The 13,043-nt window shown below is 51.4% G+C and carries 10 protein-coding genes; 9 read left to right on the plus strand and 1 reads right to left on the minus strand.

What is annotated here, in order from left to right:
- Window positions 1-549: 549 nt before the first annotated feature.
- From leuS to Kalk_RS06755, 4 genes are read left to right on the plus strand one after another with little or no spacing between them, the layout of a single operon-like run.
- Window positions 550-3,117 (plus strand): leucine--tRNA ligase, encoded by a 2,568-nt coding sequence (leuS, locus tag Kalk_RS06740; RefSeq protein WP_101893461.1) that lies wholly within the window; start codon window positions 550-552, stop codon window positions 3,115-3,117.
- The gene (locus tag Kalk_RS06745) at window positions 3,114-3,626 is read left to right on the plus strand and encodes an LPS-assembly lipoprotein LptE (RefSeq protein ID WP_101893462.1); all 513 of its coding nucleotides are present in this window, start codon (window positions 3,114-3,116) and stop codon (window positions 3,624-3,626) included. Before leuS ends, Kalk_RS06745 begins: the two co-directional genes overlap by 4 nt.
- Window positions 3,623-4,657, plus strand: a complete 1,035-nt coding sequence (gene holA, locus Kalk_RS06750) for a DNA polymerase III subunit delta (protein WP_101893463.1) — start codon at window positions 3,623-3,625, stop codon at window positions 4,655-4,657. The genes Kalk_RS06745 and holA overlap by 4 nt, the downstream gene beginning before the upstream one ends.
- Window positions 4,658-4,664: 7 nt before the next feature.
- Window positions 4,665-5,453 (plus strand): hypothetical protein, encoded by a 789-nt coding sequence (locus Kalk_RS06755; RefSeq protein ID WP_101893464.1) that lies wholly within the window; start codon window positions 4,665-4,667, stop codon window positions 5,451-5,453.
- Between the two features lie 15 nt (window positions 5,454-5,468).
- On the opposite strand, the gene Kalk_RS06760 is transcribed toward Kalk_RS06755, so the two are convergent.
- Window positions 5,469-6,236 carry a helix-turn-helix domain-containing protein gene (locus Kalk_RS06760; protein WP_158643347.1) on the minus strand — a complete coding sequence of 256 codons (768 nt, stop codon included), beginning with the start codon at window positions 6,234-6,236 and terminating at the stop codon, window positions 5,469-5,471.
- 506 nt (window positions 6,237-6,742) lie between these two features.
- On the opposite strand from Kalk_RS06760, the gene Kalk_RS06765 reads away from it, so the two are divergent.
- The 5 genes from Kalk_RS06765 (at window position 6,743) to Kalk_RS06785 (ending at window position 13,032) form a co-directional block, all read left to right on the plus strand.
- Window positions 6,743-7,594 (plus strand): hypothetical protein, encoded by an 852-nt coding sequence (locus Kalk_RS06765; protein WP_101893466.1) that lies wholly within the window; start codon window positions 6,743-6,745, stop codon window positions 7,592-7,594.
- An 83-nt stretch (window positions 7,595-7,677) separates the two neighbouring features.
- Complete coding sequence (locus tag Kalk_RS06770) at window positions 7,678-8,736, plus strand: alpha/beta fold hydrolase (protein WP_101893467.1); 1,059 nt, start codon at window positions 7,678-7,680, stop codon at window positions 8,734-8,736.
- 63 nt (window positions 8,737-8,799) lie between these two features.
- On the plus strand, window positions 8,800-9,963 hold the full coding sequence (locus Kalk_RS06775; RefSeq protein WP_101893468.1) for a sensor histidine kinase: 1,164 nt from the start codon (window positions 8,800-8,802) through the stop codon (window positions 9,961-9,963).
- Window positions 9,960-10,586, plus strand: a complete 627-nt coding sequence (locus Kalk_RS06780; RefSeq protein ID WP_101893469.1) for a response regulator transcription factor — start codon at window positions 9,960-9,962, stop codon at window positions 10,584-10,586. Before Kalk_RS06775 ends, Kalk_RS06780 begins: the two co-directional genes overlap by 4 nt.
- Window positions 10,587-10,689: 103 nt before the next feature.
- Window positions 10,690-13,032: a fatty acid cis/trans isomerase gene (locus Kalk_RS06785; RefSeq protein WP_101893470.1), complete on the plus strand. Its 2,343-nt coding sequence runs from the start codon at window positions 10,690-10,692 to the stop codon at window positions 13,030-13,032.
- The last annotated feature ends 11 nt before the right edge of the window (window positions 13,033-13,043 follow it).

The raw sequence follows: 13,043 nt of genomic DNA on the forward strand, positions 1-13,043 counted from the left end.
GTTGCTGTATGAATTGGAAAGCATTTCTGGATGCTCTATCGAAAACCGGATCGAAATCGCTGCCACGTGACTGATGGTCAGTAGCGGCCAGACTATCAACAACCTCAGCTCCTCGACCTCACGACTCGCAATAGGCGCTGGTGCTGACCTGCATCACCCGGCACAGAATCGTCACGATACATGCAGGATGCTCAGCCTTGAAAAAGACATATTTTACTTCATTGATTTCGCAAAGAAGACCTTCATGATACGCGCGATTGTTGAAGGCTCTGTACCAATTACGAGTCGGCTGTCCATCATGTGATTTGCCTGAGTATTGCGGCCAATGGAATTCGATCTACAACAAACCCAATTCGTACGCTGATTGAAAAGAAAGGAGCAAAAGCGGCTCTGGGGAGCAGAATCCACTGCCAGGATACGGCTCCCCACCCTCCCTGCCCAGGGTTCACCCAATCTGCCCGCCGTCAACACCAACAGCCTCTATATGTTCTGGCCACGGTGCGGTATCCTTTGCCCTTTGAATTTATAGCATCCCGAGAGTCGTATTCGATGGAAGAACAGTACCATCCCCAGGCCATAGAGGCAGAAGCCCAGCAGTACTGGGAACAGAACAAGAGCTTTGAAGTCACCGAACAGGAAGGCAAGGAGCCTTACTACTGCCTGTCCATGTTCCCCTACCCCAGCGGCCGCCTGCACATGGGGCATGTGCGCAACTACACCATTGGTGATGTAGTCAGCCGCTTTCAGCGCATGCTGGGCAAAAACGTCATGCAGCCCATGGGTTGGGATGCCTTTGGCCTGCCTGCGGAAAACGCCGCCATCAAGAACAAAGTGGCGCCTGCCAAGTGGACCTACGAAAACCTAGAATACATGAAAGGCCAGCTCAAGCGCCTGGGCTTCGGTTACGACTGGAAACGAGAGCTGGCCACTTGCCGCCCGGAATACTACCGCTGGGAGCAGTGGTTCTTCACCAAGCTCTACGAAAAGGGCCTGGTGTACAAAAAAATGGCTACCGTAAACTGGGATCCGGTGGATCAGACCGTACTGGCCAACGAACAGGTCATCGACGGCCGCGGTTGGCGTTCCGGCGCCCTGGTCGAGCGCAAAGAGATTCCCCAGTGGTTTGTGAAAATCACCGACTACGCCGAAGAGCTGCTGGCGGATCTGGACAAGCTGGAACACTGGCCGGAACAGGTCAAGACCATGCAGCGCAACTGGATTGGTCGCTCCGAGGGTGTGGAACTGCAATTCGAGATCGAAGGCGGTGAGCCGCTGGAAGTCTACACCACCCGCCCCGACACCTTGATGGGTGTGAGCTACGTTGCAGTAGCCGCCCAGCACCCCCTGGCCAAACAGGCCGCCGCTGGCAATGCCGATATCGCCGCCTTTATTGAAGACTGCAGCCACAATAAAGTGGCCGAAGCCGACATGGCCACCATGGAGAAGAAAGGCATCTTCACCGGTTTGATGGCCAAGCACCCCATCACCGGCAATCAAGTGCCCGTATGGATCGCCAACTTCGTATTGATGGATTACGGCTCCGGCGCGGTGATGGCCGTGCCAGCCCACGATCAGCGCGACTGGGAATTTGCCAAGCAGTATGACCTTACCATCCAGCAGGTCATCGAAGCCCGCAATGGCGAAGCGTACGATATTGCCAAAGCCGCCTTCACCGAGAAAGGCACCCTGATCAACTCCGGCCAGTTCGACGGCCTCAGCTCCGAGGACGCCTTCAAAGCCATCGCAGAGTATCTACAGCAGGCAGGCAAAGGCCGCGTCAAAGTGAATTATCGCCTGCGCGACTGGGGTGTATCCCGTCAGCGCTACTGGGGCACCCCGATCCCGATGATCAATCTGGCCGACGGCAGCGCCGTGCCCACTCCACCCGAGCAACTGCCGGTGAAACTGCCGGAGGACGTTGTCATGGATGGCGTACAGTCCCCCATCAAAGCCGATCCGGAATGGCGCAAAACCTCCTACAACGGTGAAGCCGCCGAGCGCGAAACCGATACCTTCGACACCTTTATGGAATCGTCCTGGTATTACGCCCGCTACTGCAGCCCCAACGACGACACCCAAATGCTGGATCCGGAAAAAGCCAACTATTGGCTGCCGGTGAACCAATACATCGGCGGCATCGAACACGCCATCCTGCACCTGCTGTATTCCCGCTTCTTCCATAAATTGATGCGCGATTTTGGTTTGGTGAACTGCGACGAGCCCTACGAGCGCCTGCTGTGCCAGGGCATGGTACTGGCGGACTGCTTCTATCGTGAAGACGAGAAAGGCGGCAAAAACTGGTTCAGCCCCACCGAAGTGGAATTGAATGCTGACAAACAATTCGTACTAAAAAGCGACGGCCAGCCCATCCTGCACGACGGCATGAGCAAGATGTCCAAGTCCAAAAACAACGGCATCGACCCACAGGTGATCATTGATCAACACGGCGCTGACACCGTACGCCTGTTTATGATGTTCGCCGCACCACCAGAGCAATCATTGGAGTGGTCCGACAGCGGCGTCGAAGGCGGCAATAAATTCCTGCGCAAGATCTGGCGCATGGTGATCAGCCATCTGGAAGCAGGCCCGGCTCCAGCACTGGACGTCTCTGCCCTTAACGATCAACAGAAAGATCTGCGTCGCAAGCTGCACGAAACCATCGCCAAGGTGAAAGACGACTACGATCGCCGCCTCACGTTCAACACCGCCATCGCAGCGGTGATGGAACTGTCTAACCATATGGCCAAACTGGATGACGACGGCAACCAGAGCCGTGCCGTCATGCACGAGGCCGTTGAAGCCTGCGTGCTGATGTTGGCACCGATAACGCCCCACGTCTGTCATACCTTATGGCAGAAGCTGGGTCATAACGAGCCCGTGATTGATGCGGCTTGGCCCTCGGTGGATGAAAGCGCCTTGGTGCGGGATTCCATCGAAATGGTGATTCAAGTGAACGGTAAAGTGCGCGCTAAGATTGATGTGGGCGTCGACGAAGCCAAAGACAGCATCGAAGCCAAAGCCCTCGCCAATGAGAACGTGCAAAAGTTCATAGAAGGCAAAAGCATCGCCAAAGTAATTGTGGTGCCCGGCAAACTGGTGAGCATCGTCGCCAAATGATGACGCTATTGCCACGCCACGCTCCCATCGCTGCCTTGCTGGCCCTGCTGCTTACGCTGCAGGGCTGTGGCTTCCAGCTGCGTGGCTCCACCAATTCCATTGCCAAATCCTATAGCAGTGTGTGGGTCGTCAATTCCAGCGGCGATGAAGCCCTACGCCAGATAACCGTACAGGCACTGAAAAACACCGGTACAGAAGTAGTAGCCACCTCTGGCAACGTTCTGGAAATACTATATTCACGCCCCGATAAGCGTACCGCGTCCTACTCCAGTCGTGGTAAAAGCGCTGAGTACGAACTGCTGAAAGAGATCCGTTTCCGCTTCAAGCAAGATGACAAAATACTCATTCCTGATACCACCTTCAAGGCTCGTCGCTCCTACTTGTACAGGGAGACAGCCGCCGTCGGAAAAGCAGAAGAAGAAAACCTGCTGAAGCGAGAAATGGATCAGGATTTGGCCCAACGTATCCTGCTGGCTATCCGCCGCTCCACCCATGAGGCTGAGCAGTGAAGCTGCGCCCAAATCAAATCAAGGAGCACTTCGCCAAAGGCCAGGTGTTACCTGTTTACATCCTGAGTGGCGATGAAACCCTGCTTATGCAAGAGGCAGCAGACCACATACGCAAGGCCTGCCGACAGCAGGGTTTTACCGAGCGAGAACTGTTTCCGGTAGAGGCCGGTTTTGATTGGTCCAACCTGTTGGAAGCGGGCAACAGCATGTCATTATTTGGCGATCGCAAAATTCTGGAAGTGCGCCACAATAAGCCTAAATTTGATGATGCCGCAAAAAAAACCTTACAGAAATATTGTGAAAACCCCAACCCCGATAATGTTCTACTGCTCATCATTCCCAAAGTGGACAAAAAAACCCAGTCCACAAAATGGTTTCAGCAGATCGAAAAAAACGGCGCGCTGATTCAAGTCTGGCCCATTGATATTAACCAACTGCCTCAGTGGATACACCAGCGTATGCGCGGCGCCGGGCTGGAACCCTCGCGGGAGGCTGTACAATTGTTGGCAGAACGGGTCGAAGGCAACTTGCTGGCCGCATCCCAGGAAGTAGAAAAGTTGCTGTTACTGCGCGGCAAGGGCCCTCTCGACGTACAAGATATCGAAGAATCTGTCGCCGATCATGCCCGCTACAACCTGTACGACCTGGTCGACGAAGCACTCAAGGGTAACGATGCCCACGCAGTAAAAATGCTGAACCAACTCAAGGCCGGCGGTACAGAACCTACTGTGCTACTGTGGGCCTTCAGCAAAGAATTGCGCGCACTGGCCGGTATGTCACAGCTGCTCAGCAACGGCATGGCCGCCCCCCGCGTTATGCAAGAATACCGCATCTGGGAAAACCGCAAACCGATCCTGCAATCCGCCCTACAACGATTATCCGGCAATATATTCCGTCACTGCCTGCTGGAGTCCGCGCGCATTGATCAAGCCATAAAAGGGATGGGTGATGGCAATCCCTGGGATGGGTTTACCACCATCATTCTTTGGCTTTCAGGAAGACTCCGCCCCACCGCGCTGTCGATTGGCTGAATCGACGATGCAAATTGACCCCTTCTTTCAAATACCGCAACACACACTGGAAACACCCAGCGGCCCCGCCGAGCTCCCGATCTTGCTTAAAGAGGGCGATTACAGCGTCTTTCTGTTCATGGTGGATAAACCATTGGTAGACGAGTTGCTGCAGCGTACCGGATTGCGACCTGCTATGAACTTGGGTAAGAAGACGTTTTTGGCCCTGGTGATGGGACACTACTCATCCTGCAGCGTTGCCCCCTTCAGCTTTGTCAGCTTGGCCGTTTCGGTAGAACGGGAGCAAGGCTTCCGCCCCACCTCCCCATGGCGGGAACTGTTCAGCCGAGCCGATCGTCGCCATATGGGATTTCATTTTTTGAGCTGCCCGGTCGACAACGTTCGGTTAAGCAGCGTTGGCAAGTTAGCCTGGGGCTTTCCTCACAGCGTGAGCCACATAAGCTACAGACAAGAGGGCTCCAGCATTCAAGCTGTCGCCCGTTGCGCCGAAAGCAACGAGACGTTCCTGCAAGTCCGCAGCAAAAGTCTGCCATTCTTTCGCATCGACTCCATGGATTTCACCATGTTCTCGGTTCTGGACAACAAAATTATCCGCACTCTGTTTCCTACCCGCTGCAAGTTTACCCTTAACGTGCCTATCTCATTCAAGTTGCGCACCGGTGACAGCCAGCACCCCATGAGCAACATAATCCGAAAGCTAAACCTCGAAAACAAAAAGCCTTTTTTGTGCCTAAGCACCCCTTGCTTTCAGGGCCGCATCGACACAGGCATAGTGGTTGAAGACTTGGACAGCTAGGGCGCGACCACCCAATCAAACCAAGCAATGTCCACAGCAACAACTATTTTCTGGGGAAAATGACGACTCTCGCAAGCGGCTTACATAATCACCAGGCTTCTCACCAAATAAGAGTCTGTACTGATCGGATAATCGCCCCATATGACGCAGCCCACTGCTACTGGCTGCTTCCGTTACAGAGCCCAATTCAGCCAAGTACTTATGGAATTTGATCAGGCGGTACTGCCTTAAGTACTGGAGCGGAGAGACTCCAAACTGATTTTTAAAAACAATCTGCAAATTCCGACTGGTTGTGTGCGCGTAATCCACTAGATCGCGCACCGTAATTTCGGTTCGATAATTCTGCCGAACGTAATCCAAAGCCCGGGTCAAAATCCTCTCGCGATTTATAATCTTCGGCGAAACATAGGCTGAACGTAAGGTTAGCTGCGTCAACTGCGCGAGCCCATCAGACACACATTCATCGAAGGCCACCCGACTGAAACCCTCTACATCGCTGACACAGCGCTGTAAAAGCTCATAGAAAAATCGTGATATTAATCGCAGCTCTTTAATGTCCATGTCACGACGTTTACCAATGGTAGAGGACGAAAAAAGAGAATCCAGCTCACTCTCACTGAGCAACTTCTGAATGAGTTCGTATCGCACAACAAGCGCCATATCGGATACATCATACACGCTATGCCAGATCAACGAATCAGACGGTGAACCCAGCATCGTATGACGGGCTCCCTCTGGGTGAGCTATAAACTGGCTCAATGCGATTTCATCAGGATGTGGCAAGTGAAACGCCCAGCTATCGCACGGAACCGTGCATTCCAAAACACCGTTTAAGCGGTTAGAGCGCCAAAATAAATCTGCATAAGTTCCTGATACCCCCTTGGTGCTGACTCTCGGCCGCTTGGACAAAGGAGTGCTGCAGGAACCAAACTTCTCGTAAATTTCATCAAATTCCGTGATGCAGATATCCCTGAAATCAAAACAATTCACACGCTCAATACACATCAAACAGGAACACTGAACGATCGAATACTGACCCGTAACAGAGAGGCAAAACCATTACACCTTATCTCACACTATTTGTACGGTTATTTATAGCATAAATTCTCCGCCCCCGATTGTGCGCGATAACCTTTTTCTGAATAATTTCGTTTTTTGGATAGCTCAGGCGCGAACGGTGAACATACTCAGTAATAGACATCCTTAGAAGTTGTCCGAGCGTTCGGATACAGATCACTTGGGAATCTGAGCATACCCATAACATACGTTATACATGGCGCGACAATCATGTGCGCGCCCATCTGGCGGGTATTGTCACTAACGCAGAAGCCATCTGCCTGATTGTCTCAATAGAGCATCAAGACAAGGAGATCACCGTGCAAAACCTATCACAGCTACCGTCGACCAACACAACCGCAATTAAGCATCAGTTCCAACTCGGTGCCATCAATCGGGCTACCAGGCAGCTGATCAGCGCACACACCCATACTGATGTGATCCAAATCATGATCCAGCTATGTGAGAACCTCGGTCTATCCGGCTTCGTGTATATGTCTGGCTTCAATTTCCGCAAAGCCAAAAAGATCGGAAGCGGGCTGCCCCGCAACAAAATCCGTTCAGTTATGGAGCTGCTGCAGCAACTACAGAAGATTGCACTCTGCGGTTCAATGCTTTGCTTCAAATACGATGACATAACCCTGGTGGTACATAACACCAACCATGAAAGTGCCCAGGATGATTTACTGCAAGACGACATGGCAATTTTTATCGACAGTCTCGATATATGGTTAAAGAAACACAACTCAAGATTGGAAACCGAAGCGCTCATACAGCAACAACTTAGTGAGTTTCGACGCACACTCTTGTACGACCAAAAGCTCATGAACTCTCACCGCGATGTCATTATCAATCAACTGCTGACAGATATGGCAACCATATTGCCCATGCTCGGATTGGAACAGGATCAGGAGGAGGAAATATACAATGCGATCGAACCCATTGTTTGTTCCATGTCCCAATCACTGGAAGATCAAGCCAGTTCTAATCAGGACTTCTTGCAAATCGTAAGTAATCTACTCACCCACTTACAGAGCAAACAAGATCCGGCACCAACTGAAGAAGAGTGCATCACGCTGTTCTAATCCGTCCCCCAATCGGGTGATTTATTTACTCATACCTTTTCGTCATTCTGAGTTAAACACAAAGAACTACTCAGGTGACCACAATGCGCTTACAACGACTTATCATCGGCATTCAGATTTTGCTATTACTGATTTTGCTCTCCAGCAAGGGTATGGCAGCCAATTGTGATTCCAGCCCATTCATTGCTCCAGAAACCGATCGAAACAGGTTGGAAAGCGGTTTGACCGGCAAATGGGTTCAAAGCTTTGATGAAAAGCGCCTGACAATTAAGGATATCGATGGTAACTCATGGGATTACTACGCCATCGAAAAGAAACCGGAAAACCCGCAGGGTCTGGTGCTGTTTTTACATGGGTTTCCCGAATTCGCCCACGCATGGGAACAGCAATTGGAATATTTCGGCAACACTCACCATGCGGTTGCCATAGACCTTAAAGGGCATCACTATTCCTCCAGCCCTGACAACATCGAAGAATACGATTTTATTGAACTAGCCTGGGAGACCCGCGCACTCATTCGCTGCCTGGGGTATGACACCGCCACCATCGTCGGCCACGATTTTGGCGGTGCCCTCGGTTGGATCATGGGCATGTTGCACCCAGACGCCGTTGATGGTCTGGTTATCCTCAGCGTGCCCCATCCCTATCTGTTTGGCAGAGCCCTGCTGGATCCCAACAGCGACCAGGCACAGCGCAGCCGCTACATGGACTACGCCAGAGGCACCACCCTCAGTGATCAATTGAACTTTTCTAAAATCATATTCAGTGATCTATCAATCTTCGAAAGTGGCTTTTATTCAGGCACCCGAATCCTGCGCCTGATGCTGGAAAACTGGGTTCCCACCAGCCGTTGGAAAACCATGAAGCATTACTATCGCGCCATGCCCTACCCCGCCAACGAACAGGACTACCCTGTCAAACTTACTGCATTCCAAAAGAAAATATACAGCGTCAAGCGCCCTACATTGTTTCTTTGGGGGCTATCCGACCCTTATTTCGCACCAGAAACCCTAAACGGCATAGAGGAGCTGGTACCCGATCTGGAACTTATAATCTACCCGAACGGTACTCACTGGCTACACCACGAAGCAGAAGACCTGAATCTGCGTATAGACACGTTCCTGTCCCGCATCCTGCCATAACCAACCCTGGACGGCGCTCACGCCAACATGCTATACCACAGATAAAAAGGAACGAAACCCAACATGTTAAAGCGCCTTGCAGAACTGGTCCCTGCCGCCTTTCTTGCCAAGACACTGGCACTGACTGCCACCGGCCTGATCGTGATCGCCTGTGTATACTGGGAGCTATTCAGCCGCAGTTGGCCCGGTCAGACCGTTCTCGCACTGGCACTGCTCTATCCTCTGCTATTTCTTTCCGCCTATCTCTACCTCAGCATTATCTACCCCCTGCGAGAAGCCACAACCTATCCTCACACCCAACAACACCCGCTGCTGCTATTACTCAGCGTACTCAATTATCTATGTGTGATCAGCCTGCTGCATGCGAGTATCCCTTCCAGCCACAACCCACAGGTAATCATTTTTCTGCTGGCCTTACCCTCCGCATCAACCGCAGGGCTGTTATTATGGCAATCAGTCAGCGTAATGATTCTGTCCAATCTGCTGGCAGCCTGGCTGCTAATACCCTATGTAGAAACATCATTCTTTCTGCAAATTGCCAGCAGCCAGGTTTTGGTTTACCTATTATTCAGCACCCTTATTAATGAGTTTCGCCAGAAAACCGTTGCCAACATCAACCTCGCCCAACTTCGCGCCACGCAAAGATTGCTGGAAGCAAAAGTAAAACAAGAAACCACCGAACGTATCGCCCACGATCTGCATGACGAACTCGGACACCTTAGTACCGTCATCAGCAACAACCTTAACCAGTATTGTCACATCAACCAATGCAACGATCCTCTTCTGGAGAACGCAAAGCAGCAAACACAAAAAATGTCTGAGCAAATTCGCCTCATCTCAAGCACCTGGCAGATGCCTGCACTCGACATAAAAGCCGCGCTTACCGAATTGGCTGCCAACATTCCCCGCCCGAACGTGAAAGTCGACATAGATGGTTTCGATGGCTTATGCTCAGCCAGCAACGGAGAAACTCTGTATCGCTGCTGCCAGGAAATCATTACCAACAGCATAAAACACTCTAACGCAAGTACTGTACACATCATGATTCTAAAAAACCCGACCCAGTTCAGCGCCAGCATTGAAGACAATGGCCGCGGCAAAACCCGACTTAAACTGGGTAACGGATTAAACGGCATTCGCTCCCGAGTCATTCGCGTCGGCGGTGATATCAACATGGAACTCACCCCAGACGGGTTCCGGGCCCAACTGACGATTCCTGCCACATGAGCTGCCGAATTCTACTGATTGAGGATCAGGAGCTGGTAAGAGAAAGCTTGGCATCGCTCCTTAACAGTACAAAACTGTTTCGGGTCACCCATACGCTGGAATGCGCCACCAGCGCGCTTGCATTGTTACAACAAAATGACGCCTTCGACCTCATACTCTGTGATTACCATCTAAAAACCGATACCGCCGAAACGCTACTAAGAGAACGGCGCAATCTACCTGACATCCCTATTGTATTATTGACCTCCCACTTCAACGCCATGGTGCTACAGCATTGCTTGTCTTTAGGAGCAAAAGGCTTTTTATTCAAAGAATCAAGCATTGAAGAGTTTGTAAGCGCGCTGACCACCGTTGCCAATGGCGGAGAATATTTTTCTGCTCCAGAAGCGGGTACAGCCACACCTGTCACCCATCACGAGCAGGTAAATCTTCAGCTCACCGAAACTGAGCTGGACATTCTGCGCTGGCTTGCAACAGGCATGAGCAACAAACAGATTGCAATCAGCACCGGGAAAAGTGCAGAAACCGTGAAATCTCACATCGCTCGGATATTAAAGAAACTGAACTGTAGCACCCGCACCCAAGCTGTCACTAAGGCAAACCATTTTAAATTACTGCAATAGCGCTTATTACGAGCCATGATGACCGGGAAATCCCAGCAACCTCTGGGTTTTGTCACATCACTACCCTAAAATAGTGGTTCATTGTCTGAATCAGGATCGTTTTATGCGACGTGCCTTGCTAATCGGGCTGGTCATCATCGTGTCCGGCTGTTCCACCCTTGCACTGAACCTGTGGGATGACCTATACGGAATCAGTGATCCAACCCGCTTCGACCATCCCCTGCCATCAACAACTCTCAGCTATCAGCATGACGTCAAGCCAATACTGGATCAACGCTGCGTGGTTTGTCATGCCTGCTATGACGCTCCCTGCCAACTGAAACTGACCGCTTATGAAGGGATTGCACGAGGGGCCAGTACAAAATACATCTATGCCAGCTCCCGCTTACTGGCCACAGAACCAACACGCTTGTTTCATGATGCACAATCCACCAGCGATTGGCGCGCCCAAGGCTTTTTTCCTGTGTTGAATGAGCGCAGTAATACAGCAGAAGCCAATATCAAAGCCAGCGTCATGGCACAACTGCTGCTGCAGAAACAAGCACACCCTCTGCCTGAAACGGACGTGCTACCACCAACATTCGATTTTCAGCTCCACCGGGACCAGCAATGCACCAACATTGAAAATTACAGCGCCTACCGTGAAGACTACCCTCTGTGGGGCATGCCCTATGGTTTACCTGCACTCAGCCAAGCGGAACATAACACGCTAATCAAATGGCTTGAAGCTGGTTCACCGTACGAACCGCCAGCGCCGATCTCAGCTTCGCTACAAGATCAGATCGAACTGTGGGAATCCTTTTTCAATCAGGACTCGCTTAAGGCTCAACTTATGAGCCGCTACATGTTTGAACATCTGTATCTCGCGCACCTGTATTTCGAAGACAGCAGCAACCCGGTATTTTTTGAGCTGGTACGCTCTCACACCCCGGCGCCTAAACCCATAGACCTCATCAGCACTCGTCGACCTTATGACGATCCGGAGACCGAGCGGGTTTACTATCGTTTGCGGGTTCACAAAGAAACACCCGTCGCCAAAACCCACATGCCCTACCGGCTGGATGCGGTACGGATGGACAAGTGGCGTCAGTGGTTTCTGTCAGACGATTACGAAGTCACCTCGCTTCCGGGCTATACGCTTGAAACAGCATCAAACCCATTCATTACCTTTCAGGACATTCCCAGCTACGCCCGCTACCGCTTCATGCTCGAGGAAGCACAGTACACCATCATGAGTTACATCAAGGGGCCTGTGTGCCGTGGTCAAGTCGCACTCAATGTGATCAATGATCATTTTTGGGTTACCTTCGTCCACCCCAAACATCAAACCGCAGAGCTGAGCACGACTTTTTTAAAGGAAAATGCAAACCTGCTCAAACTGCCGGCCAAAGATTCCAGCAGCGCAGGCCTGCTGAACTGGATCAGCTACAGTCGAAATGAACAGAAGTTCGTCGAGGCGAAAACCAAATACCTCAATGAACACGTCGATAAGCAATTCAAAGTGACTTTGGATCTACTCTGGGATGGAGATGGCGAGAATGACAACGCCGCGCTCACCATTTACCGACATTTCGATAGCGCCACGGTCATCAAAGGCCTCCACGGTGGCAAACCCCAAACAGCTTGGGTAATCAGCTACCCATTACTCGAACGCATTCACTATCTACTGGTGGCAGGCTTTGATGTCTTCGGCAACGTAGGTCACCAACTCAACACCCGTATTTATATGGATTTCCTGCGCATGGAAGGCGAATTCCACTTTTTGACACTGCTGCCAAAGGAGGCAAGACAGCCCGTCCGCAATCATTGGTATCGAGGCTCGACAGATACCGTGAAGGATTATATTTACGACTACGCCAAGGCCTATCATGGTGATACGTCTATTGTTTACACCAGCCAAGATCCGCTGCAGGAGCTGTATATCAAGCTGCAAGATAAACTCGCGCCAGTACTTAACACCGATCACAGCCCCGCCCGTGGCTTCGAAGCAGGCCCCATACGCGCCCTGCTTTCTGATCTGGATAACATCTCAGGTATTCCAGCGTCACTTCTACCACAAACATCGGTATTGGCATTGCACGACAAAAATGGACGCACCGAATACTACACACTGCTAAGCAACTCCGCCTTCACCAATATCTCGCACCTATTGGGGGATCAAGATCGGCGCTTACCGCAAGAAGATACTGTTGTCGTTGCCTATGGCTTGGTTGGTTCTTACCCCAATGTATTACTGTCTGTTGAGACAGATCAGCTGGCTGCTTTCGTTAACAGCGTTTCAACCCTGGAAAATGACGCCGACTATGTCGAACTGCTAGACGAGTACGCCGTTCGACGCAGTTCCCCCAGGTTCTGGCGGTTCAGCGATGAACTACATCAGGCTTATCAACAGGCGAACCCCATCTCATTCGGTTACTTGGACTACAACCGCCTTGATAACCGCTAACACAAATCACA

It is taken from the genome of Ketobacter alkanivorans (assembly GCF_002863865.1).
Taxonomy (GTDB): Bacteria; Pseudomonadota; Gammaproteobacteria; order Pseudomonadales; family Ketobacteraceae; genus Ketobacter; species Ketobacter alkanivorans.